Consider the following 23,594-nt stretch of genomic DNA (forward strand, 5'->3'; position numbering starts at 1 on the left):
ATGGGGTCTGTTGTTTCATGACCGTATCGTTTGAATAATTAAATATAAATAATCTTATCAAATTATTCCATTGACACAGTTCGCGTTACAGTCTCGTATGATAAGCACTACATAATAAGTACTTCACCATATCTCAATTCTCATTACGACCTACGCACTTCCCTATTCTACATACTAAGTACTATATACTAACTACTAAATCATATCTCAATTCTCACTACGACCTACGCAATACCTTATTCTACACACTAAGTACTATATACTAACTACTAAATCATATCTCAATTCTCACCACGACCTACGCACTACCCTATTCTACATACTAAGTACTATATACTAAGTACTAAATCATATCTCACTACGCAATTCTCACTACACAATCCTTCTAAATCACTCGATTTTTAAAACTGCTGCTTGGCTTCTGTGAAAGATCAATCAAATAACCATTGATGATAGCATATTTCAATTGCCCGCCGCTCCGCAACAAAAAGTTACTGGTACCCAAAAGGCTGATCTGCGCCGTAGGCGTAAAGGAAGCCTGCGTAAAGACCACCAACGGTAGGTTATGCAATCTATCCGCACCCCTGGCGTTTATCTTTACCGCTACAAAACCCTCTTTAAGTAAGTTCCACGCACGATCCATGGAGATGTCGTCAACCGTTTCGAAAGCTGTTGGATACGTTTTGCCTTGCACAAACTGCAAGCCTTGCTCCTCCAGCTCCTCATAACCGTAAGCGATATTTAAATCACCGATATCTTCCACATGTCCGCGTACGAAATAGTCACGGCCTACCGTAATCTCCGTCCTGCGAAGCGCAATATCGGTTTTCAATGAAACGCTGTCACTGCTTAAATCTACTCCCCTTAAAACCACATCATGCAGTTGCGAAGCATTAAAAGGAATTTTATCATAGTCTTCCGCGTCGTATTGCGCATACGATCCTTGCGCTATTTCCATGAGGGCGTTCAGGATAATAGCAAAATTCAAACGCCTGATTTCCTGCTTTTCCGGATCGCCTTTTTTGCCGCCAGACTCGATTAAAACCGTGCTGGCGCCCCAGCTTTGAAAATTGTCTCCAAAACCTCGTGGGCTGTAGGTGTCGTCGTATTTCGCCACTGCATCAGGCACATATTGCTGCAATAGGGTAATCATCCCGACGATGAGTTGCATAGCCCCTTTTCGAACCTCATTCACCTCTCGTGCCTCGTTATAGGCCGGTGCAAGCATGGAAATCGTTACCGGATTTTTGGTTTCCGGAACATTATAATAGATGCTTTGATCGTGCAGGTTGAACCCATAACGTGGCTTGACCTCCTTGCCTATTTTGCGTAGCAGGGCCCCTTCCACAGTCTGCCCAACGCGCGCATCGCGATTAAGGTCAATGTGCTGTGCATTTCGACGGGTATAGCGCTCTGCACCATCGGGGTTAAGCATGGGGATAAAGTGAATAGCTAAGTTCTCGTTCAATAATTGACGCACCGAGTCGAAACCATCTTCCCGACCCTCCAAAAAATTGAACAGATCAAAAAGCGCCATCGTGGCGGTAGGTTCGTCTCCATGCATCTGCGACCACAGCATCACTTTCTTATCCCCTTTACCGTACTGCAGTTTATAAATCGCTCGATTTTCAAAAGACTTACCGACTTCCTGGACAGCGAAAACAGATCCGGATTGATGCTTTTTTACCAAAGAGTCTACCTCATGATGCTTGAAGCGGCGATGCTTGATAGCCGTTTCTTTATATTGTGCGTGCAAGGAATTGAATTGTGTAGAGTCGAGTCTCATAGCCTTAGAATAATCCGATTTGGCTTCTGGCGAAACCGTTGTACATGCCTGAAGCATAGCCACTATGCCCACGATAAAGAAGGTTCTTTTCATCATAATAAAATAACATCGTTCAATAGCTTATTGTTTCAAAATCAATACTGATCTGCAAAGCCTGAGCTTGTTCAGCTCCGCAAAACAGGCCAAGATCCGGCTATCGATTAAATAGTAAGCGATGGCCCGATCCTGCTTCAACGATATCACCATGGCTAAACGCGATATTCCCAGATACCACGGTGTGGATAATACTGGACGAGAAGGTATGGCCTTCAAAGGGTGACCAGCCACATTTCGACAAGATGTTTTCTTTACTCACGGTGTAGGGTTTATTCAGATCAACCAATACCAAGTCGGCCCAATACCCTTCCCGTATAAAACCGCGATTTTCAACTTGAAAGAGTGTTGCCGTGTTATGCGCTGATTTCTGCACCAACTGCTCTAGGGTAAGTTTCCCTTGTTTGACTAAATCCAATAGTGCTTGGAGGGCGTGCTGCACCAAAGGACCACCCGATGGTGCCTGTGCGTAGGGTTGCGTTTTCTCTTCCAACGTATGGGGTGCATGATCCGTGGCGATAACATCAATATGCCCATCAAGCACAGCAGCCAAAATACCGTCGCGATCTGCCGCTGTTTTAACTGCTGGATTCCATTTAATGAAGTTGCCTTTGCTTTCATAGTCCGCGTCGGAAAACCATAAGTGGTGCACACAAGCCTCGGCGGTGATCCGCTTATCGGTCAATGGGATATTATTGGCAAACAAATGCGTCTCCCGTTCGGTTGAGATATGTAAAATGTGTAAGCGCGTATTGTGCTTTTTCGCTAAAGCCACCGCTTTGGAGGAAGAAAGGTAACAAGCCTCTTCCGAGCGGATGCGTGGATGCATGGACGCTGTTAAACCGTCTTCACCATACTCGTGTTTGAAATCGGCTAGATTTTGCTTTATCGTGCCCTCATCCTCACAATGTACGGCAATTAAAGTCGGCGCTTCTTTAAAAATGTTTTCTAGCGTATCTTCATTATCGACCAACATATTACCGGTGGAAGACCCCATAAAAATCTTGATGCCACATACGTCACGCGGATTTGTTTTTAGCACCTCCGCTAAATTGTCGTTTCCGGCCCCCATGAAAAAAGAATAGTTAGCCAATGATTTTTCAGCAGCAATATCATATTTATCTTGCAGCAATCTTTGCGTAAGGGTATTCGGCACCGTATTGGGCATCTCCATAAAAGAGGTGGTACCGCCCGCCACCGCAGCACGGCTCTCGTGCCATATATCAGCCTTGTAGGTTAATCCAGGCTCCCGGAAATGAACTTGGTCATCAATCAATCCAGGAAGTAGGTGCAACCCTTTGGCATCAATGACGTGATCAGCTGCATGGTCGATAGATTCGGCTATCATTTCAATGCGTCCGTGGTTAATGAACACATCAGCCTGCGTGATTTTTCCTTCGTTAACAATTTGCGCGGATTTTATAAGAATAGAAGACATGGTATGATCAAGATGTTTTACTAGTTTAGAATACGACGAGGTGCCTGATGATTGTGATCGAATGGCCATCCCCGCCGACGAATTTACGAATCGGCAACGAAAAAAGTAAGTTTGTATAAAGAAAAAGCTTGCAATCGGGCGATTGCAAGCTTTCCTATTAACCAATTATAAACTTAAATTATGAGATTGCAAAATTAACCTTTCACGGTGAAATTTGCAAGGTATGACATCTATTTTTCGCTAGCGATCCACTTCACCCAATACGATATCAATTGAACCCAGTATAGCGATTAGGTCAGCAATAAGCTGCCCTTTCCCCAATTCAGGTAACACCGACAAATTATTAAAGCTTGGCCCTCTTGCTTTTACCCGCCTAGGAATATCTGATTTTTCTTGTGTCACAAAATGAAAGCCGAGTTCGCCTTTTGGGTTCTCTGCACGCATGTAATATTCCTGTGATTTGAGGTTGACTTTTTTTGGCACCATGCCGCGCGGATCAAACTCTGGCGTACGCTTGTAATCTCCGCGCAAACGCTGCAAGCATTGTTCGATAATGCGGATCGATTCCTTCACCTCATCCACCCGCACCTTATAGCGGTCCCAGCAATCTCCGAGCGTTCCCATCTCGCCCCGCCCTACCGGAATCTCAAATTCCAGCTCGGGGTAAACGGAATAGCCATCAATACGGCGAAGATCCCATTTTACGCCGGATGCGCGCAGCATCGGCCCACTACAGCCATAATTAATGGCGACATCAGCCGGAAGAGCGCCAATATTGGCGGTACGGGAGATAAAAATCTGGTTGCCAGATAACAGATCGTCGAGTTCTACAAGCTTCGGCTTGAAATACGCAACAAAATCGTTGCAGCGATCTTCAAAACCAACGGGCAGGTCGTAAAATAGTCCGCCGATCCAGATGTAATTGTACAGCATCCGCGAACCTGATGCCCATTCCAGCATATTCATGATATGTTCGCGGTCTCGGAAACACCACATAAACGGTGTAAAGGCACCGATATCAATACCATAGGTGCCAATTGCGATTAGGTGCGAGGCAATTCGGTTTAACTCGCAAACCAACACGCGAATATATTCTATACGCTTCGGAATACGATCATGGAGGCCCAACATGCGCTCCACGCCCATGACGAAAGCATGGCTATTATTCATGGAGGCCAAATAATCCAAACGATCGGTGAACGGTATGGACTTGCCGTAACTCATAGATTCCGCGTGCTTATCAAAACAGCGATGCAAATATCCCAAATGGGGGATAATTTCTTTTACAACTTCGCCATCAGTGATCAGTTCCAAACGCAATACACCATGCGTCGATGGATGTTGAGGACCCATATTGATAACCATCTCCTGGGAACTTATCGCAGCAATCTTCTCCTTATATTTTTCTAATGCTTTTGTGTATTGCATGGGTTTTACCTACTTTATCGTGATACCATGATAGGATTCCGCATCTTCATAATCCTTCCGCAACGGATAGCCCACCCAGTCATCCGGCAACAAAATTCTTCGTAAATCCGGATGGTTTCTGAAGAATATACCCATCAGATCGAATGCTTCACGCTCGTGCCAATCTGCCGTGCGCCAAACAGCCGAAACGGAATCCACCTCGGGCAGTTCATTGACATCCCGGTTGTTCTCCAGCTCTATTTTAAGTGTAACCTGGGTTTGGTAGGGTATAGATGCCAAATGGTATACCACATCGAATCGATTGTCCGGAAAGTAATCGACTGCCGAAATATTCGATAAAAAATCGAAGTAACAGCCTTCTGTGTCGCGAAGAAAAAAACCTATTTGCTCGATGTAATCGGCATTCACCACGAGTGTGGGTTGCAGTGCTTGCTCATCTAACCTGATTATGGATTCTTCACCAAATTTATCACCCAGTAAGTCGCGTATTTGTTTAATCATAAGTTAAGGTGCTAGACGTTGACGAAGCCAGTTACCGTCTTGAAAAACATATTCCATGCGATCGTGAAGTCGACTACTTCGGCCCTGCCAAAATTCAACGCGCATTGGGCTTACCTGATAGCCGCCCCAGAATGCCGGACGAGGAAAATGTTCCTTATTTTCATACGTAGCACTTACTTCGATAACGCGTTGCTCAAGTGCTGCCCGATCTGGAATAATCCGGCTTTGTGGCGAAGCGATGGCGCCAATGCGGCTACCGCGCGGTCTCGATGCAAAATACTCGTCGGAATCCTCCGATGGAAGTTTCTCGACCCATCCCTCAATGCGAACCTGCCTTTGCAACTCGGGCCAAAAGAATAGTAAACTCACCTGCTTATTCACCGCCATCGACTGCCCTTTTTTACTATGGTAATTTGTAAAAAAGCTAAATCCCGACGATTTTATATCTTTCAACAGCACGACCCTGGACGAGGGGTAACCATCTTCACTGATGGTCGACAGCACCATAGCATTGGCCTCTGTAACCTCAGCATGCAAGGCTTCATCAAACCAGCGTTGAAACTGCGCAATCGGATTGTCCAGCACATCATGTTCATCAAGCGTATATTTGCTATAGTCTTCCCGGATCGCAGCGATATTTTTGTGCGTAATGGCCATGGTCTAAGTCTTATTTGATACGAAGCAAACTTAATCAAAAGCGGCGGCTTTGCGCACAAAGCCCGGAAAAAATTGCGTTTTTATGTAAATTGAAGTATATTGATAACGTCATACGTTAGCGGCGGAAATTTTCAGCGATAAGTTGACGAATCTCAACAGCCATCGAGGCGACGGCCTGGTTCTCCGCAGCGGCATTACAGCCCCACGTTCCTTAACGTATAGCGGTTTTGTATAAATAATAGGTTATTATTTAATTTAGGTGCAACATGTTCAACACGCATATACCACAAAAAGGCAGTCTTTTACTTTCCGAGCCCTTTATGCTCGACACGAATTTCGAACGATCGGTGATATTATTGTGCGACCACGATGATCAAAACGGAACGATGGGTCTTGTTTTAAATAACAAATCTTCCCTGCTGCTATCTGACGTTATTCAAGAGGTTGAAAACCCGAACTTCCCACTTTATGTTGGCGGACCGGTCAATATGGAAGCATTATTTTTTATACACAATATCCCCGAAAAGATCGAGGGCGGCCTTCCACTTTTTGACGACATTTATTTCGGGGGAGATTTTGAACAGGCGCTATTTCTGCTGAACGATAGTATAATCGACACCACCAACATCAAGTTTTTTATTGGCTACGCTGGTTGGAACGTCGGACAATTGAATGAGGAAATCCTGCAAAACAATTGGGCCGTGCACAATAAATTCCCTACAGCACTTCTCCTGTTGCAGGATGGTGAGGATCTCTGGAAACAAGCTTTAATAAACTTAGGCCCTAAATATGCGCACGTAGCGAACTTTCCGAAGACGCCGGATTTAAATTAGGAAGAGGAAATGTCATCCTTCAAATTTCTGCAGCCTCCATTACAATTCTTTACTGACGCAATTTCAAAATAGAGTCACCGTTTTTGAGTTTTGAATAAATTCAATAGACCTTCACCAATAACGCTACCAGTAAGTCCAAAAATTCCTAAAAAGCCTCTCTTGTGTAAAATATCTAGCCAAATTAAACATCTATCGTTTAAATTAGTATCATTTTAAATGCTAACAGGGCAGGTTATTCTAAACGAATAATATACGTAGACAGCTATGATGAAACCAAAATCCACGCCAAAATAGACTATCTTATGTAAATTGAGTTTTCTATTTAAGGTATAATTGGATATAATGAAAGCCATCTATACCCAAAGCCACAAATCTTAAATAACGAAAAGTAATTCACTTATATCCAAACCTAAATTCTCATTATTCGTAGATAGATCTGCTATTATTGCTACACCCAACCCGTTATGCAACTTCGCTGATAAATTATTTATTTGGCCATGATTAATTGCCTTAATAATGATCTCTTTTATTATTTCGTTAGGAAAATAAAAGTTCACCAGAGTAAGAATAGATAACTTTTTAAGATTTAGTTCTTCCGGATTACTATTGATTAATGAGAATCGAGTAATCAATATTTTTAGATATTCATTGGCTCTCATTTCATGCATTTTGAGACCGCGTTTTTTTGCGGCAGCTAAATAACTAGTCGCGAGATACGAATGATTAAGTAGAAGGTCGAGGTCTTCATCACCATAATACCGAGGGGTTTCGTTCCTCAACACATCTTCAATATTCAGAATTAATTTCTTATTAATCTTTTCAATTGTTGATTGATTTACGGGAATATCTAAATCCAAAACAGTTCTTAACGTATTCGCTAGCATTATAATACCTAACTTGTTATTAGATTGACTTTCGAGTGCTAATTCAATGAATTCTAATAAATCGTCTGTTAGGATTAAACAACCTTCCAAATGACCTAAAAGTGTATATCGATGCGCATTACTCGTTTTATTTCTGATTCTTCTGCTCAAATACTTTAATATTCCACAAATCCCTTTATCCAGCGATATATCCTCAATTTTTGTATATGCTATATATTTATATATGACTTTATCTATTGACTCTAAAATATCGTGTGTGTCTTCCACGTCCATCAAATCATTCTGAACAAGCCACTCTATAGCCCAACCAATACCCGCTAGCCCCCCAGCATAATCCACTGTTCTAATTGATTCACTTCTATCACAGATTTCTTCTATCAAAGTTTCCCCTAAACTGTAATACTTCTGTTTATTAAGAAACTTTGTTAATACAAAGAAAATTATTGATTGACCGGCTTTTCCGTTAAATAAGCCAAGTTCATCATCATTTTTAACAGTTTCTTCCAAAATTCTCACAATTGTGCGGAGCTTATTATCAATTGTATTTTGTATATTCATAATCTGAAAATTTAATTTTTGTACAACTATTAATGTAAGCTTGCAATTCCATTTCGCTCATGTTTGAGATTCGATGATATTCGTCCATAAAATCAAAATATACCTCATCGCTTTCATAAGCTGAATTTTCGTATCTTTCATGTCCCAAGTGGAACAGAGGACCATTTACTCTTTTTACCTTAAAGCCTAAATTTTTCATTCTCTTTATACGTTCTACATCCTCAGGCCCCCAACTTGTAAAATATTCATTTTCCATGCCAGCGGCGACGAAAGAAGCCTTTTTAAAAAAAACTAATCCTCCGTATGATCTATGGGTTATCGGATGAAAACATTCCCTATTTAGCATGAGTAGGTCTGCATCTAAAATTTTCCCAAACATTGGCTTAAATAACGTATGCACATCCAAATACTCGCCATCATATGGGGAAACCATATCAGCCTTTCCATCTTTAATCAGTTGTACACTTTCAACAATCTGGTTTATCGGGACAATCACATCTGTGTCTAAGATCGCTACTATGGGAGTATTGGCTTTGTCGATCATAAAGTTATTCACTTTGGTTCTATGGAGCAGTCCACTATTTTGAGGAATAAAATAGTGAGAACACTCTATGGGGAGCAAATCTCGATCTATTTTAGATTCTTCATCAACTTCGCCTAATATGATACTAGTCCTTAGATACTTGCATAAATACCATGTAACAGCATGGAGATTATCAAGTCTACTTTGCGAATCTATTTTTACACAGATGACAAATGTTACATCTAATAAATCTATTCTTTCCTTGTCCAGTTCCGATTTAAACTGCCTTATTAGGTCTAAAACTAAATAACTAGCAGTTTCACGGCTGATCGTATTGATAGAGTTATCATAATAGGGAGGGTAATGTCTGTAATTACTTTTAATAAAGAGAGGTCCCGGTGAATTAAGAGAATCACCAGAATAATGTAAAATGTTCTTTATTTCAAGTTCGTGGCCGGGACTCTTTGCAAAAGCAAAGTCCAGTGACTTATGAATTTCTATTTCATTCCCAAATAGAAGTCCATTCCAAAACATAGCATACATGTCCGCACACCAAGATTGAATAGTTGAAGGAATCGATTTACCTTCGCTTTCATAGTTTTCAATTATGCCCGTATTAAAGCCCTTAATCTCGTCAAATATTAGTTCACTGTCTCGTTCAATTTTATCCCAAAAGTCAGGGCTGCAATTTTTTAACAAATATTGTGCTCCGCCACAATTTTGATCATTTTCTATAACGATATCGGGTTGTATTCCAACTATAGTACATAATTTTTGAAAGAACTGAACGCTTGTTCTACCAATTACATATCGACTATCAAGATATTCCCTTGTGTCAGAAAGATACCACTTAGCATCTTTATTCAACAATGTCCAATCAGGCTGTCTCTTAAAAAGTATGTCTGAATCATGGTAAAATATAGATTCATTCGATAACTGCGGATTTCTTAAAAAATGTTTTCTAATGATATGAGGCCTTAGAGACGGAATATAATTTGTATGCTCCCGGGTGTCAGGATAAAAGAAAAACTTGGCCATATGCTGAAATCGTTTTTCAAGATCCCTATAATGCAGTGCTACACTTCTCTCCGAAGGATGACCGACAAGGACATGAATGTTGTCTGCAGAAATACCTTGTTGATGAAAATTGAAAATTTGTAATTCCAATTGCCAAACAAAGAAGTAATCATCAGGTTGAGCTGAAATAAATATCATATTACTTGCGTTCAAAGATTTAAAATACTTGTTAGAATGCGGGAAAAGAAAGACTTATTTTCTTTTCTGATTATTAAATCGCCTGTTGATTTTTCCCTCAAAGGCTTTAAAGAATTTGATGTTACATAGAAAACAGCTGAGTTAAAGTTCCTATAAATAATTGTATCTATTTTCCCAGAGACAAAATATCTGGTTTTGGGATTTCCGTTTTCAAATCTATATTCATACTTCGAATGAATTTTAAAAGTGGTGTCTTTTATATTTTTTACGATCAGGTTAAGCTTCATCGAGTCTTTATTTTGATTGATAAAAACTCGGTCCACTTCGGCAATCAGTTTCAACTCATCACTGGGTTCATAACGATTTAACAGAAAAAAGAAGACGACCAATAATGCCAGTACAAAGAAGTTACCTTTTGTTACCAACCCATTAGGTATTTTCTTCAATAATGAAGACATTTCTTCACTTCTTATTTCATACTTAGTCTCAGGCATAATATTTTAATCTCCTAATTCGAGTTGGTTTTTAACAAGTTCATAATAATTCCCTTTCGATCTAGATAGCGTCATATGGGTTCCTATTTCAACTATTTTACCTTCTTTTAGGACAACAATCTGATCCGCATTTTTAACAGTACTTAGTCGGTGTGCGATGATTACCACAGTTTTTCCTTCGAAAAAGTCATCGAGGTTGTCTATTATCTGCCGTTCGTTGTTCGCATCTAGACTACTTGTCGCTTCATCAAAAAACAAATACGCTGGATCTTTATAAACTGATCTTGCAATAAGTATACGTTGCTTCTGTCCACCACTTAGTCCCACCCCTGAAGAACCTATTTTGGTAGTATATCCTAGAGGCAATCGGTCTAAAAATTCAGATAGATTCGCTATTTTGATTGCTTTTTCCATTCTTCTCTCATCAATAGGCATTCCGTCAACTGCAATATTACGAGTGATTGTATCGAAAAAAATAAAGCCATCTTGCATGACCGTTCCACATGCACCACGCCATAGTTTTGGCGAAATTTTATTGAGATCCGTTTTTCCGATCTTGACGCTCCCACGTACAGGCTTGTAGAAGCCTAAAAGTAACTTTAGCAAAGTTGATTTACCGCTCCCACTGGTTCCGACAATAGCGGTCACTTTGCCTTTTGGAATTTGCAATGTGACATTGTTTAATACCATTGGAGAGTCGGGCCCACTATACTGAAACGATACATTTTCCAGGTTTAGATCTTCATGTTCTATTTGATCAATACCGTGATCAATCTTCTCATCTTGTTCCTCTCCCCTTTTTTGGTGAATCTCCAGCAACCTGTCCATACTTAATTTTGCATCCTGAAACCCTTGTATAAAAGACATCAATTGGGAGATCGGTCCATTCGTCTGACCAATAATATACGAAATGCTTAAAAGTGTTCCCAAAGTAAGATTACCGTCTAAGACCTGTCTAGCGGCAAGAAAAGAGATGATAATATTCTTTAGCGAGGTCAAAAAATTAAAACCTGTGGATTGCCACTGTTCAAGAGCAAGAGTAGAAATATTTAATTTGAAAAATTTTATTTGCAACCTTTCCCATTCCCATCTTTTCGAAATCTCGCTTCCATACAACTTGACTTCTTGCATCCCAGCTATCATCTCATATAGTTTGTCTTGGTTCCCGCGGTTTCTTGCAAAACGCTTATAATCAAGTTGCTTTCGTTTCTTTTGGAAAAGAAATACCCACAATACACCAAGTAGGCTCAACGCAAAGAAAGTTATAAAAATAGCGTTATCAAAAAATAGTAATATAATTGAAAAAACAACAATATTTACAAGAGAAAAGATGGTGGAGATTGCTGTTCCGGTCAGAAATGTGTCAATACGATGATGATCTCCTATCCGTTGCGACAGATCCCCAACTGCTTTCGTATCAAAGAAGCGTATAGGAAGTTTAAGCAATTGGATTAGAAAATCGGAAATAACATTTAAACTAATCCTTGTATTGACATGTAAAAGCAGCCAACCTCTGATCAATTCGATTAATGTACTTCCTATGAAAAGCGCAAATTGAGACAATAGCACTAAATATATAATAGAAGCATCGCCTTTATTGATCCCCTCATCGATTAGTATTTTACTAACAAAAGGAAGGATCAATGAGATTAAACTTCCAATTGTCATTCCGAAAATCAACTGGAAGAAATTACGCTTGTAGGGCTTTATATATTTTAAGAGGAATTTATAGCCATTAAAGCCTTCAGTCTCGCTACTTCGATCATTAAGCGCTGCTGTTGGTTCGAGCAACAACGCAGTACCTCTGTGATCTGCCGTCGATATCCATGATTTCTTAAATGTTTCTAGATCTATGTTTACCATGCCATGTGCTGGATCAGCTATCCTGAATTTTTTTTTACCTTTTATTTTGCACAACACCACGAAATGCTCTTGGTTCCAGTGTAAGATCGCAGGAAGCGGACAATCATCTATTAGTCTCTGAATATCTAAATAGGCCATAAAAGTCCTGAACCCAAGATGCTCAGCGGCCTTACTGATGTTCAGGAGACTAACTCCATCTTTACTTATGTAACAATTCTCCCTTAAATATTCCAATGGAACATCCTTTCCGTGGTAACGGCAGATCATTTTCAAACATGCAGGCCCGCAATCAGCCGAGTCATATTGACTATAGAAAAATCTTTTCCTAAACATATTTCAGCCAGATTCAGATTAGTGTATTGTCTTGCCAAACCTTTATAAAAACCGGAGTAATGTAGGTGTTTGGTCGTTGTTTGAGAGAATTATAAATTTTCTAAGAGCGATTCCTTAAATCGATTGATTACAATCATTCTTTTCTTACTTTCATCAAAATCGTTAACGCAGTAATCTACGCCCTCATTCTCAAGAGCTTGTTGAGAACAGCCTCCATTGCATATTGGTAAAATGACACAGTCCAAACAAGGTTCGTTTTTAAATTTACTTTCCAATCGTTTGGTATACTTATCATTCCATATGATTTCGCCGGATTGAGTTAAATTACCTTCACTATTCGACGTAGTAAAATCTCTTGCTGTGCACTTAAACACCTCGCCATTATAATTAATTGTAGCATGGTTTTTATGATCTCCATAACATGAGTTCATCACGTGGTCATGAGAACCTGTTGTAACGTTAAAGCCTTGTTCACGGAAATACCACCTAATATTATACAAATCATCGTCACTTACGTTATAGTTGTCTTGCCAAACCTTATGTAAATCGAATTCTATAAATTCACGGTTTTCGGCTGTTAGATCGGTAAAATCTTCAGCAATTCTTTCAAGGTCGGGAAGTGTTTCGGGAGAGCAATTAATGCGGATCAAAACTTTTATACCGTTGTACAATAATGATTTAATATTGGATATAATAGCGTCATAAGATCCTCTACCTTCCGACACAAAACGAACAACATCATGTCTGTCTCGATGCCCATCGAGCGTAATTTGAAAAAATAACAGATTAAATCGTTTGGCAGTCTGGATTACATCCGAATTGATTAATAGACCATTGGTGGTCATCCCTGACGTCATTTTAATCCCCAAAGAAGTACATATTTTGTGAATTTCTTCTAAGATTGGTAGAATCACCTTCCTGTAGTACAATAGCGGCTCACCACCAAACCAGTCCAAGCTAAAATATTTCAAATTATCCTTTCGGCTATTTACTATATCTCTCACAAAGCGCACGGTATTTTCAACCGTGCTGATATCCATCTTTGAATCCTTAATATGAGTTTCATAACAGTACCAACATTTAAAATTACAATTCATAGTGGGGTTTATATGCAATTGAAACATAGACTCATCTTGATCAATAAAATATACTAAATCCTTCACTTTTTGAAGTTCATCATCTGCTTCGTCAACTAAAAAACCTTTTTCCACTAAAAAATCAAAAAAAGTAGGATGTACAGATTGAAGACTTTCAAATTCGGAACGTTTTAATGATGATTCGTACATTAGATAGAGAGAATCGTCCAACGCCATATACTCCCGGGAATAACTATTAAAGCCTATTTTCTGATTTTCATAATCGAAAAACATATTGTATTTACTTGCTTTCATAATTTTAAGATTGGATATGAATTAATAAATTGAACCAAGAATATGCTAAAGAAGCCTCTCCAAGATCTTTCAAAATCGGAGAGGACTTCCAGAATTTAGCAAGTACCTGTGTTCGTACAGCCTGGGTTTGTACCAGTACATGTGCCAGGATTTGTACAGCCAGGATTTGTTCCGAACAAGCTAGCACTCAATTGTCTGAAACCGCCCTTGATGGCACCAAAACCACCAGTGAATTCTCCTTTTCCGTTTTCGTCCAATTTGTCAATGAGGACTTTAATTGTCTTTTTCATGTTAATAAATTTAAAATTTACATTCTGTTAAAATTTATTTAAACATCTTTCCTTTACTATGCGCACTTGTAAAATACTCAATGAAATAAATACGCGTTTAGTTGGCGCGACCTCGTTCGTCAAACTTGGCGTCCTTATTACTTGTTTTTATATTGGACAGACCGAAACGGTAGGTTACACCGAGGGTCAACCTTCTAGCATCCGAATAATTGTTATAATATTGTGTGTTATTTTGGAAATAGACCTCCATCCCAGTCCGATTTTGTTTAAAGATATCTTCAGCCATGAGCTGCAATTGCAGCTTTTTGTCCAAAAGCTGTAGATTTATTCCAGCACGCAAACTAGCCACAGACTTATATAAAGAATTGCCAGCACGTCTTGGAAGGTTCTGCCAATAATTAAGTAAAAGCGTTATCGTTTTAGCTCTATTTAAAAAGAAAGAGTTATTGATAAGGTAGTAATACGTTAAGCCCTTTTGAGCAATCGCATCTTCCAATCTACTTTTACTTTTTATATAGAATATATCTGAGAAAAGATAACTCTGCATCCAGTTGATCTTTGTAAAGGAATAGCCGATGTTCAAACCGGAATAATACTGCGTAAGATGATTTTGCCAAGTGGTTACCTTGGTTGTGTTTTCCAAAAAAGAGAGGTATGAATATCCGTCAATAACTTTTTGATGATAAAGAGTAACTGATAAATTTCCATTAAAGACATACCCAAATTCAAAGTTATTATTAAAAGAAGGTGACAGATTAGGATTACCTGTTGAGTATGTATAGGGATTGCTATACCACCTAAACGGGTTCAGATTGCCAAATCCGGGTCTATTTATTCGCCTGGAATAGCTAAGTGAAAGTGTATGTTTCTCATTTGGCCTAAAAGTTATATATCCATTTGGAAAAAAATTGCCATAATCAAAAGTGTTTTCCATTCCCGTTTCTGGAGAGAAGCCTTTCACATCGGTATATTCATAACGGATACCCACCTGAGCGGCAAGTTTGTCGTTCAATTGACGGAAACCACTTGCATAAGCAGCATAATTTTTCTCTGCGTAATCGAAAATATTACTTTTACCTGGGTCTATAATATAATCTCCACCTGTTAAGTTAAGATATCTAACAGAAGAGCTGTTAGAAATATCCGTATATTTTACCCCCATATCCAGATTGACAGCTTTAGTAGGATAGGTAAAATCACCCTGTACTGAAAAAATTTGATACGATACATCGCTCTCGTTCCTCACGGTATAGCTGTTTTGCGATTGCGAATTGTCAGATGTAAAATCAACGGGATTTTTGGGTCTATTCGACAAGAAATTTCCGATAAAGCTCAGCTTTCGTCCTAAGGTATCCAACTTCAGATCATAGTAGCTACTTACTGTCTGAAAATTCACGGATTGTCTATGCTTAGCACTTGTCCATAATGTAGAATCCAGCATTTGATTGGTCAGATATTGTGTTGACGAAGCTATGTTCATGTTAGCTTTGCCAATAGTACCATCATAAATGATTCCGACATTGGAAGATTTATTTATCGTGTAGTCAAGGTTAATATTCAGGCCTCCTCCATTATTAAAATCCTTTCGCTTATCCGATTGAACTGTTGAAGTAGGATTACCAACAAATGATGAGTTTTCTACTGTACGGAAGGCAACGTCATAGTGGCGGAGCCCAACGGCCAGCAAAAGTTTATCAGATTGATAATTGATATTAGCGTTGTTACCTATCCCGCCGTAAGTGCGTTGAAAATAGGTAGACCCTAAAGTTGCCTGAAAGCCATTATTCTTTTTTTTCTTGAGAACAATATTAATCAGCCCGCTATTGCCCTGAGCGTCATATTTGGCAGGCGGTGTCGTGATCACTTCAATTCGTGAGACATCGTCAGATCTTAGCGATTTTAAATATTGCATCAATTCATTACCAGACAAGTTGATAAGCCTCTCGTTTATCATCACAGAAACTCCACTTTTACCGACAATGGATACCCCCCCATCGCTCGTGTTTAGCATCGGTGTATTGGCAAGAGCCTCTGAAACATCGAATCCCTGCATCGCAGGAGAATTTTCAACGTTAAAAACGATCCTATCTACTTTTCTTTCAATGAGTTTTCTTTCTGCATTGATTACCACTCCTTCTAATTGAACAGCAGAGTTGATAATGATTTCACCTAAATCGTGATCTCCTGTTAGGTTGATTTCCTGAACCAGAAATTCTTTACCTAACTGGGTTATCCTGAGTACGTAATTACCGATATTTTCCTTCATACTGAAAGCTCCTGTACTATCTGTTACCACTTGTTTAGAAAGCACACTATCCTCATTCAATAAATGGACATTCATTTGCTCTAGCGGCTTACGTTCTTGGTTTACAACCTTACCCTTCAAGGTATATTCCTGTCCGAATAAAGCAGTGCGAAAAAAGACTAAAATAATAATAGTAACGAGCCTCGCGATCATAACTTTACAATGTGTGGATCTAAAAGAATTTAAGATAGTTTATAAAAATAGTAATGAGTTCAACAGTTTTGTTTCAATCTCCTTGAGTTTATGGCAATTTGCTGAAAACCCATATCCAAGATATTGTATTTTCATTTACGCTATTTGCATAATTCGACGAAAACAGATTCGACCCGCACGTAACTGCTTTTCCACTCGACATCATTTATTTATGCCGGCATGGTCCTAACGTAACATACTTATATTTAATATGCTTTAAAATGATATGGAAAACACATAATCTAAAATTTTTGATCTCCTAGATGTTATTGATTGTCTTAAACATATTTAATCTATACTAGAAGATCTGAATTGACTCGTCCGATTCTCTTTTCACTTGCAGAAACGATGAAATTCATCAAAATTATATTTCGGAACTACATTAGTATCGACTTTCGCGTAAAATGAAAATTCTATCGGGGTTCATCAAATATCCTATCCATATTTTTACTAAATTTACAATATCACAAGCTTTAGTTACTATATGGGAAATGATTTTAATTTATTAAAACAGCACACCTCAATGGTTCACATTGTATGTCATATTATCTCTTGGCTGTTCAGAACAATTCTTTACTTCCTCAACAGCATTGGTTTGTTTAGCACACCACAAACCTCTTCATGATCGAATAGATTACAGAACCCTAATAATTGATAACCGACTGGAACGGGTATGCTAACTGTTTATTGATTTAATATAGCTAAAAAGATGATAAAATGCATTGTTATCGATAACGAAAAGCTGGCAATTGAGATGATCACTAGCTGTATAGAGAAAATTCATGATTTGGAAATTTTGGGAGTGTTTCATAATTTCCTTGACGCCATGCCTATCATATCTTCGGGCAAAGTGGATGTTATATTTTGCGAGATACAAATGCCCGATATTAATGGAGTTTCATTCCTAAAGAGCATAAACAATCCTCCGTTATTTATTTTCGTTACCGGAGATCCCGGTCATGCGATTGAAAGTTTTGAATTGGGTGTACTTGATTATATTATGAAGCCATTAGAAATCGACAGACTGCTCAAATCCGTAAATAAAGTTCGCGCTTTCCTGGAACCAGAAAAATCATCAGCTTTTGAAAGAAATTTTTTAGTAATTAGGGACAGGTCTGCAAATGTTATCATCCCTTATATCGAGCTGTATTTTATAAGGAGCGACAAAGACTACGTAAAGATTTTTACAGTTGAAAAGACGTATACAGTCTGGAAGAAAATATCGGAACTGGAGGAAACACTAGCTTATGCTAAGCAGTTTTTACGTGTACAAAAATCGTATATAGTAAACCTCGACCATGCTAAAACTGTGGAAGGAAACTTAATTAAGATGAAAGGAAGCGTTGAAAACATTCCTATTGGAGGACAATACAAACCTGAATTGTATAAACGTTTAGGTATCTCTGGCATAGACTGAACACGAACTAATATTTAAGACACCTTTATTGCGACAGTACCGCGCCCTTTACGCTGCTTTGACAAAACCTTCTGCAACGATATGCTGTTCCAAACAAACACACATCAAATCTACACGTTATGGAAACTTGGATCGGGAGCATAGCCGGTATATTGACTTCTATCTCGATGGTTCCGCAACTATGGAAAGTTATTCGCACAAAAGAGGTAGACGATTTATCCTGGCCGATGCTTATCACGTTGATTTTTGGCGTAGCACTCTGGGTGTTTTATGGCCTGCTTCACATGGAGTGGCCCATCATACTATCCAATAGTTTCTCCTTTATCGTTAACTGCACAGTTTTAACCTATTATTTTCTATTCAGCAAAAAATAACCGAAGCGTTTTATACGTACCCTATCCGAAATATCTCGTTTTTCTACGGATTTTTTGTCAGATTTCTCCCATTTAGCGTCTGCAGTCGAAACATTCTTCACATACTTAGGTTTGTTTAAAACGAGTGGCTTAGCAAACGATATACATATAATCAATAAATACGAAGGAAAGATGAGAGTAGCTATAATTGGAACATATCCTCCCAGACAGTGCGGTATTGCAACGTTTACACAAGATCTTTATAAAGCGTTGCCGAGGGAAATGAATGAGGACCATGCTATTGTTGCAATAAGTGACGGAAGTGAGCTGTCTTTTCCAGAAGAGGTTCGCCTTTGCATCGCAAGAAACGAGCAACGTGAATACATCGATGCGGCGCAATACATCAACACACATTTCGATATGTGCGTGATCCAACATGAATATGGAATATTTGGGGGTGACGCGGGGGATTTTATTTTATCGTTGACAGATCATTTAAAAGTCCCTGTAGTTAGTAATCTGCATACCGTATTGGAAAAACCGAATCCGGTAGAGCATCGCGTACTAAAAGCATTGTGCGAACGCAGCAATGCGGTGACGGTGATGACCGAGAAGGCGATTGAGCTGTTGCGAGATGTATTCACTGTACCTGTGGAAAAGATGCATTGTGTTTCACATGGTGTGCCCACATTTGATTACAACCAAGTAAAAGCTAAGAATAAACTGGGGTTGGCTGGCAAAAGTGTGATGCTCAGCTTTGGCTTCTTAGGCCGCGGTAAGGGAATAGAAACGGCCATAGACGCTGTTAAGCACGTGAATGACCCCAACTTCCAATATCTCGTTCTTGGATCGACACATCCTAATGTATTGCGTGAAGAAGGCGATAGTTACCGAACGTTTCTGCAAAACAAGATCGATGAAAATGGCCTAGCCGATAAAATCAAATTGATCAACACCTTTGCATCGGAAGACTTGTTAATTGAATATTTAACAGCCTGCGATATCTATGTCACGCCTTACCCAAATGAAAATCAAATTAGCAGTGGCACACTTACCTTCGCCATTGGCGCTGGGGCAGCGGTGATATCGACTCCATATTGGTATGCAAAAGATTTACTGGCAAATGACCGTGGATTACTCTTTGACTTCAAAAATGAAAAGGCTTTGGCCAATCAGATAAACACTTTGCTTGATGACCCCTTGGTGTTGGCAAAATATAGACGCAATGCGGCTACGTATGGTCGAATGATCTCTTGGCAAAATGTTGGAAAACAATATTATGAACTCTTAAAAACAGTAGGTGTGAAAACTATTGAAATTTCCACGCCAAGCAGACAAAAAGTAAAGACGTTGTTTACCGCAGATAGCTCACGACTTTCCTCGTAGCGATTGATTATTGCTGTCCTAAAAGAAAGCTTACTTAATAAATAGTGGTCTCTGCTATTTAACGACCGCCTAATAAAGCCCCCTGCTCCTTTACGCAATCCATGTTGCTATCAAGGAGCAGGGGGCTTATTAACGCTATATGATATTGAAGTTTTAGAAGCAATAGATTGCACCATCGTCGTTCCTCAACCTTGCGCTGCCCTAACTTTTGCAGCTCCCTACAATGTCTACCGCTCTAGAAAAACCATTCCGGTAAGCTCGACTTCATCTGCGTTTTGCAGAACATTTTCGATAACTAAAAAGTTATTAAATTCGGTTTTAACGTAGGAATACGACGCGAATTTGATATCAATGCGATCTGGCACCCACGATGGATCGTTACTATCCACGTCCGACCGAGATCGCAAGGCGTTAAAGCCCTTTACTTTTAACTCCTTCAGTATTTTATAATTCAGCTTGACAAACTCCATGGCGGTATCTTGTATTAAAATGTGGAAGCATCAGGTATAGCACAGTAAAAAAGCTGGCCGCATTCATTTTATCGACCAAGGCAAACAAAATTGTCCGCGTTTACCAGCGAAAATCATAATGTACTGACGTAATGCTTTTGAACAAGCTCAATAACTTTTTTTGCAGTAGGCAATGCCGATAACGGATTCTGGCCGGTGACCAGGTTTTCGTCAACGACGACATGCGACATGAAGGGCACTTTCGATAAGCTCAGGTCCGACTCGTGCTCACGCAGCCGGCTCTCGAGCAGATAGGGAATCTGTGCGGCACGCAAAACCATATTTTCCTCTAAATTGCTAAATGCAGTGATCTTCTTGCCACGAAGATAACCGAAGATATTGGCTTCTATGGAGAAAAGTGCAGCGGGTCCGTGGCAAACAGCTCCTATTATTTTCGATTCATTCACACAATGTGTCAGTATTCTCCCTACCGCCACGTTGTCAGCAAGATCCCACAATGGGCCGTGTCCGCCAGGGACAAACACCGTGTCGAATTCGGCAGGATTTACAGCTTCAACCTTTTCCGTGGAAGCGAAGGCAAGCTGCGCCTCTTCGTCCTTCTGAAAGCGTTTGTTCGAAGCAGCCACATTTTCCGTAAGCTTACTCAACGGGTCTATTGGAGGCGTGCCGCCCTGCGGACTTGCCAACGTTACCTGATATCCAGCATCTTTAAATGCGTAGTATGGATCCGTAAACTCGCCTAGCCAAACACCCGTTTTCGAGTCCGTGTCAATCATGTCTTGATGCGAACTGAGTATAATAAGTACTTTTCGATGTGCCATAATATATGATCTATACGTTATTAACCATCATATCGTCTGTATCGTTCTTAATAAAGTATCTTTTTGTCGAAGTTAATTGAGCAAGCACCACACAGCCAGTCCCGCTGTGATTATTTGTTGCGAAATATCGATGTTCTGCGTGTATTATAAGCTTGCGAAATGCCCCTCGAACGCGGGCTCTTCCGCACCGATATACGAGTAGTAACGTGGCAAGAACCAACCCAGCGCTTGCATAATCGCGCGGTAATGCGCTTGACTTTCAAATTGCCAAGGAACGATATTAAAAACAAGATCTTGCCCCTTTCCGGTCTGGGCACGATCGATAATACACACTTTAGGATCTTGCACACCCTGGGCTTGCAAAAAGCTTTTTATGACATTTCTTGCCAAAGGAGGCAACACAAATTCAGAAGGCGCGCCAACCAGCATCTCTTCATCAGACTGAATCGTTTCATCGCCCTCTGATGCTTTGCCAAATGGATGGTCTTGTGGAATAGCAAAAGTACGATGCACCGAATAATGTAAAAGATCGCCATAGGAAAGCACCCACTCCACTTCCCCACCCTTCGGTTCGAGCGCTACTCCGAAGCCATTCTCCAGCAGGAAGTCATCCAACATATGCTCCAACACATAACATTGGAACGGTTTATTGGCCTCTGGAACGAAGATCTGGAAATATGGAAAATTATCCGGTCCCTGAATAACTTGCGGTTCACCGCAAGCGAAACTCGCTGTACCTACGTGCGACAAAAAGTTACCTACCCAATCATCGTTGCGTTCTTCCCGCGGAACTCTCAGAAGCTGATCGATAATTGCCGTATGCTCAAGGTTTCCCAAATAGGCATTTTGCTCATCTTCGGATGCTGCGGGCGACTCTTCCGAAGACACGACGTTATGCCCTGAACCAACAACGTGTTCATTGGCATTATCCGCATGCTGTTCCTGTTCATCCATATCGGCACTATCGCTATCTTTCACGGTTATGCCCTCTACAACGTTCTTTTCACCAACAGCAGGAGTTGGCTGTTCCAAAATGGGCTCTTGAAAAGTTTCATTTACCCCGGCAGATGCTCCATGCTGAACATCCTTATCGTGTAGCAGCTCTGGCGAGTCGTCATAACCCTTCTCATCACCTTGCCCATTCAGCTTTTTAGTTTTATCGTTCACTTTTGCGTCGCCATCTTCTACGGAAGCATCTACTCCGCTCTTCTTCTTAAAAAAATCAAATATTCCCATACCAATTAAATCGAGCCTCAATATATCTAAATCATCGAAGAAACGCAAAATTTAAATGTATTAGCGGTGCATGCAGCAGCGCACATCCGTAACGAAAGCGTGATAATACAACAGCAAAAAACAACGCTTGAGCAGCTGAATTACTACTTATCAAATAGACTAATTTTAAAACGCAAAAAATAGTATCTTTGCCAAGGTTTTACCGCTGAATTTTCGTTGTTGACCACGACACCATATGCGTGGTTGCCAACGGCCGACAACGAGGAGAATATGCTAAACCTGCCCATTGGTGCATGGCCGCATAAAAAACAGAGCGCAGCAAGCTCATGAAATAAATAGTTCGCGTATACACTATTGCATTAGCACAATACATGATCAGACTGGAAGAGATCAATAAAGTTTTTTACAAAAAAAATAAAGAGATACAGGCTCTTAAAAATGTGTCTTTAAAAATTGGCAAAGGAGAGATCTTTGGCATCATCGGTTATTCGGGGTCTGGAAAAAGTACGTTGGTCAGAACGATCAATCTTTTAGAACGCCCGACATCCGGCAGCATTTTTCTTTCCGAGGAGGAGATTACACGCTATTCGGACAAACAGCTTATTCCTTTTCGCCGTAAAATTGGAATGATTTTTCAACATTTCAACCTCTTATCCTCGCAAACGGTATTCGCAAATATTGCATTCCCATTGACACTCACCGGCATGCCGAAGGCGCAGATAGCGCAACGGGTAAACGAGCTTTTGTCACTGATTGATCTATCGGAAAAAAGTGAGGACTATCCGGCTTCGCTATCTGGCGGGCAAAAACAACGCGTAGCTATTGCGCGGGCGCTAGCCTCTGATCCGGAAATATTGCTGTGTGATGAAGCAACCAGTGCACTGGATCCGCAGACCACTCGGTCTATTCTATCGCTTTTAAAACGCATTAACCGCGAGCTCGGAATTACCATTGTCTTGATTACCCACCAAATGGAAGTGGTGCGTGCTATTTGCCAACGCGTCGCCGTCATATCACAGGGCGAAATTATCGAAACAAACGAGACCGAAGCGCTGTTTCAACACGCGCAATCACCCATTACTAACGAACTCCTTAACCCATCCCCTTTTATCGATTAACAAATCACT

General features: G+C 40.1%; 20 protein-coding genes. 5 read left to right on the plus strand and 15 right to left on the minus strand.

The genetic code is table 11. The features are described 5' to 3' along the window. Positions 1-385 precede the first annotated feature (385 nt). From B0I21_RS12370 to pdxH, 5 genes are all read right to left on the minus strand, one after another. Positions 386-1,882 carry a M14 family zinc carboxypeptidase gene (locus B0I21_RS12370; protein ID WP_243836104.1) on the minus strand — a complete coding sequence of 499 codons (1,497 nt, stop codon included), beginning with the start codon at positions 1,880-1,882 and terminating at the stop codon, positions 386-388. 97 nt (positions 1,883-1,979) lie between these two features. Further along, entirely contained in the window at positions 1,980-3,317 is a 1,338-nt protein-coding gene (locus B0I21_RS12375) for a dihydroorotase (RefSeq protein WP_133640799.1), read from the minus strand. A gap of 240 nt (positions 3,318-3,557) precedes the next feature. After that, positions 3,558-4,745: an NADH-quinone oxidoreductase subunit D gene (locus B0I21_RS12380; protein ID WP_133640800.1), complete on the minus strand. Its 1,188-nt coding sequence runs from the start codon at positions 4,743-4,745 to the stop codon at positions 3,558-3,560. A gap of 9 nt (positions 4,746-4,754) precedes the next feature. Beyond that, positions 4,755-5,246, minus strand: a complete 492-nt coding sequence (locus tag B0I21_RS12385; protein ID WP_133640801.1) for an NADH-quinone oxidoreductase subunit C — start codon at positions 5,244-5,246, stop codon at positions 4,755-4,757. 3 nt (positions 5,247-5,249) lie between these two features. Next, positions 5,250-5,903 carry a pyridoxamine 5'-phosphate oxidase gene (gene pdxH / locus B0I21_RS12390; RefSeq protein WP_133640802.1) on the minus strand — a complete coding sequence of 218 codons (654 nt, stop codon included), beginning with the start codon at positions 5,901-5,903 and terminating at the stop codon, positions 5,250-5,252. A gap of 266 nt (positions 5,904-6,169) precedes the next feature. Here pdxH and B0I21_RS12395 point away from each other — a divergent pair, with 266 nt between their 5' ends. Continuing rightward, entirely contained in the window at positions 6,170-6,736 is a 567-nt protein-coding gene (locus B0I21_RS12395) for a YqgE/AlgH family protein (RefSeq protein WP_133640803.1), read from the plus strand. A gap of 374 nt (positions 6,737-7,110) precedes the next feature. Here B0I21_RS12395 and B0I21_RS12400 read toward each other — a convergent pair whose 3' ends face one another. From B0I21_RS12400 to B0I21_RS12430, 7 genes are all read right to left on the minus strand, one after another. Then, the gene (locus B0I21_RS12400; protein WP_133640804.1) at positions 7,111-8,178 is read right to left on the minus strand and encodes a lanthionine synthetase LanC family protein; all 1,068 of its coding nucleotides are present in this window, start codon (positions 8,176-8,178) and stop codon (positions 7,111-7,113) included. Next, positions 8,156-9,916: a galactosyltransferase-related protein gene (locus tag B0I21_RS12405; RefSeq protein ID WP_133640805.1), complete on the minus strand. Its 1,761-nt coding sequence runs from the start codon at positions 9,914-9,916 to the stop codon at positions 8,156-8,158. The genes B0I21_RS12400 and B0I21_RS12405 overlap by 23 nt, the downstream gene beginning before the upstream one ends. Positions 9,917-9,927: 11 nt before the next feature. Continuing rightward, positions 9,928-10,410 carry a hypothetical protein gene (locus B0I21_RS12410; RefSeq protein ID WP_133640806.1) on the minus strand — a complete coding sequence of 161 codons (483 nt, stop codon included), beginning with the start codon at positions 10,408-10,410 and terminating at the stop codon, positions 9,928-9,930. Positions 10,411-10,416: 6 nt separating this feature from the next. After that, complete coding sequence (locus B0I21_RS12415; protein ID WP_133640807.1) at positions 10,417-12,606, minus strand: peptidase domain-containing ABC transporter; 2,190 nt, start codon at positions 12,604-12,606, stop codon at positions 10,417-10,419. Positions 12,607-12,695: 89 nt separating this feature from the next. Continuing rightward, positions 12,696-13,997, minus strand: coding sequence for a radical SAM/SPASM domain-containing protein (locus tag B0I21_RS12420; RefSeq protein WP_133640808.1), 1,302 nt, complete (start codon positions 13,995-13,997; stop codon positions 12,696-12,698). A gap of 95 nt (positions 13,998-14,092) precedes the next feature. Beyond that, the gene (locus B0I21_RS12425; protein WP_133640809.1) at positions 14,093-14,287 is read right to left on the minus strand and encodes a hypothetical protein; all 195 of its coding nucleotides are present in this window, start codon (positions 14,285-14,287) and stop codon (positions 14,093-14,095) included. Between the two features lie 97 nt (positions 14,288-14,384). Beyond that, entirely contained in the window at positions 14,385-16,745 is a 2,361-nt protein-coding gene (locus B0I21_RS12430; protein WP_133640810.1) for an outer membrane beta-barrel family protein, read from the minus strand. A gap of 748 nt (positions 16,746-17,493) precedes the next feature. Here B0I21_RS12430 and B0I21_RS12435 point away from each other — a divergent pair. The 3 genes from B0I21_RS12435 (at position 17,494) to B0I21_RS12445 (ending at position 19,940) form a co-directional block, all read left to right on the plus strand. After that, on the plus strand, positions 17,494-18,201 hold the full coding sequence (locus B0I21_RS12435; RefSeq protein ID WP_133640811.1) for a LytR/AlgR family response regulator transcription factor: 708 nt from the start codon (positions 17,494-17,496) through the stop codon (positions 18,199-18,201). Between the two features lie 119 nt (positions 18,202-18,320). Then, positions 18,321-18,575 carry a SemiSWEET transporter gene (locus tag B0I21_RS12440; RefSeq protein ID WP_133640812.1) on the plus strand — a complete coding sequence of 85 codons (255 nt, stop codon included), beginning with the start codon at positions 18,321-18,323 and terminating at the stop codon, positions 18,573-18,575. Positions 18,576-18,746: 171 nt separating this feature from the next. After that, positions 18,747-19,940, plus strand: a complete 1,194-nt coding sequence (locus B0I21_RS12445) for a glycosyltransferase family 4 protein (RefSeq protein ID WP_133640813.1) — start codon at positions 18,747-18,749, stop codon at positions 19,938-19,940. Positions 19,941-20,167: 227 nt separating this feature from the next. On the opposite strand, the gene B0I21_RS12450 is transcribed toward B0I21_RS12445, so the two are convergent. The 3 genes from B0I21_RS12450 to B0I21_RS12460 form a co-directional block, all read right to left on the minus strand. Next, positions 20,168-20,410 carry a hypothetical protein gene (locus tag B0I21_RS12450; protein ID WP_133640814.1) on the minus strand — a complete coding sequence of 81 codons (243 nt, stop codon included), beginning with the start codon at positions 20,408-20,410 and terminating at the stop codon, positions 20,168-20,170. 113 nt (positions 20,411-20,523) lie between these two features. Then, positions 20,524-21,231, minus strand: a complete 708-nt coding sequence (locus tag B0I21_RS12455; RefSeq protein ID WP_133640815.1) for a type 1 glutamine amidotransferase domain-containing protein — start codon at positions 21,229-21,231, stop codon at positions 20,524-20,526. 144 nt (positions 21,232-21,375) lie between these two features. Continuing rightward, on the minus strand, positions 21,376-22,467 hold the full coding sequence (locus tag B0I21_RS12460) for a hypothetical protein (RefSeq protein ID WP_133640816.1): 1,092 nt from the start codon (positions 22,465-22,467) through the stop codon (positions 21,376-21,378). A 371-nt stretch (positions 22,468-22,838) separates the two neighbouring features. Here B0I21_RS12460 and B0I21_RS12465 point away from each other — a divergent pair, with 371 nt between their 5' ends. After that, a complete protein-coding gene (locus B0I21_RS12465) occupies positions 22,839-23,585 on the plus strand; it encodes a methionine ABC transporter ATP-binding protein (RefSeq protein ID WP_133640817.1) in 747 nt (248 codons plus the stop codon). Positions 23,586-23,594 lie beyond the last annotated feature (9 nt).

The organism is Sphingobacterium paludis (assembly GCF_004364125.1).
GTDB lineage: Bacteria > Bacteroidota > Bacteroidia > Sphingobacteriales > Sphingobacteriaceae > Sphingobacterium > Sphingobacterium paludis.

Excerpts from the sequence above, each read along its gene's own strand:
- B0I21_RS12375 (WP_133640799.1), bottom strand. The coding sequence starts at position 3,317 with ATGTCTTCTATTCTTATAAAATCCGCGCAAATTGTTAACGAAGGAAAA.
- B0I21_RS12410 (WP_133640806.1), bottom strand. The coding sequence starts at position 10,410 with ATGCCTGAGACTAAGTATGAAATAAGAAGTGAAGAAATGTCTTCATTA.
- B0I21_RS12420 (WP_133640808.1), bottom strand. The coding sequence starts at position 13,997 with ATGAAAGCAAGTAAATACAATATGTTTTTCGATTATGAAAATCAGAAA.
- B0I21_RS12380 (WP_133640800.1), bottom strand. The coding sequence starts at position 4,745 with ATGCAATACACAAAAGCATTAGAAAAATATAAGGAGAAGATTGCTGCG.
- B0I21_RS12430 (WP_133640810.1), bottom strand. The coding sequence starts at position 16,745 with ATGATCGCGAGGCTCGTTACTATTATTATTTTAGTCTTTTTTCGCACT.
- B0I21_RS12435 (WP_133640811.1), top strand. The coding sequence starts at position 17,494 with ATGATAAAATGCATTGTTATCGATAACGAAAAGCTGGCAATTGAGATG.
- B0I21_RS12440 (WP_133640812.1), top strand. The coding sequence starts at position 18,321 with ATGGAAACTTGGATCGGGAGCATAGCCGGTATATTGACTTCTATCTCG.
- B0I21_RS12415 (WP_133640807.1), bottom strand. The coding sequence starts at position 12,606 with ATGTTTAGGAAAAGATTTTTCTATAGTCAATATGACTCGGCTGATTGC.
- B0I21_RS12455 (WP_133640815.1), bottom strand. The coding sequence starts at position 21,231 with ATGGCACATCGAAAAGTACTTATTATACTCAGTTCGCATCAAGACATG.
- B0I21_RS12465 (WP_133640817.1), top strand. The coding sequence starts at position 22,839 with ATGATCAGACTGGAAGAGATCAATAAAGTTTTTTACAAAAAAAATAAA.
- B0I21_RS12405 (WP_133640805.1), bottom strand. The coding sequence starts at position 9,916 with ATGATATTTATTTCAGCTCAACCTGATGATTACTTCTTTGTTTGGCAA.
- B0I21_RS12395 (WP_133640803.1), top strand. The coding sequence starts at position 6,170 with ATGTTCAACACGCATATACCACAAAAAGGCAGTCTTTTACTTTCCGAG.
- B0I21_RS12460 (WP_133640816.1), bottom strand. The coding sequence starts at position 22,467 with ATGGGAATATTTGATTTTTTTAAGAAGAAGAGCGGAGTAGATGCTTCC.
- B0I21_RS12450 (WP_133640814.1), bottom strand. The coding sequence starts at position 20,410 with ATGGAGTTTGTCAAGCTGAATTATAAAATACTGAAGGAGTTAAAAGTA.
- B0I21_RS12425 (WP_133640809.1), bottom strand. The coding sequence starts at position 14,287 with ATGAAAAAGACAATTAAAGTCCTCATTGACAAATTGGACGAAAACGGA.
- B0I21_RS12385 (WP_133640801.1), bottom strand. The coding sequence starts at position 5,246 with ATGATTAAACAAATACGCGACTTACTGGGTGATAAATTTGGTGAAGAA.
- pdxH (WP_133640802.1), bottom strand. The coding sequence starts at position 5,903 with ATGGCCATTACGCACAAAAATATCGCTGCGATCCGGGAAGACTATAGC.
- B0I21_RS12370 (WP_243836104.1), bottom strand. The coding sequence starts at position 1,882 with ATGATGAAAAGAACCTTCTTTATCGTGGGCATAGTGGCTATGCTTCAG.
- B0I21_RS12400 (WP_133640804.1), bottom strand. The coding sequence starts at position 8,178 with ATGAATATACAAAATACAATTGATAATAAGCTCCGCACAATTGTGAGA.
- B0I21_RS12445 (WP_133640813.1), top strand. The coding sequence starts at position 18,747 with ATGAGAGTAGCTATAATTGGAACATATCCTCCCAGACAGTGCGGTATT.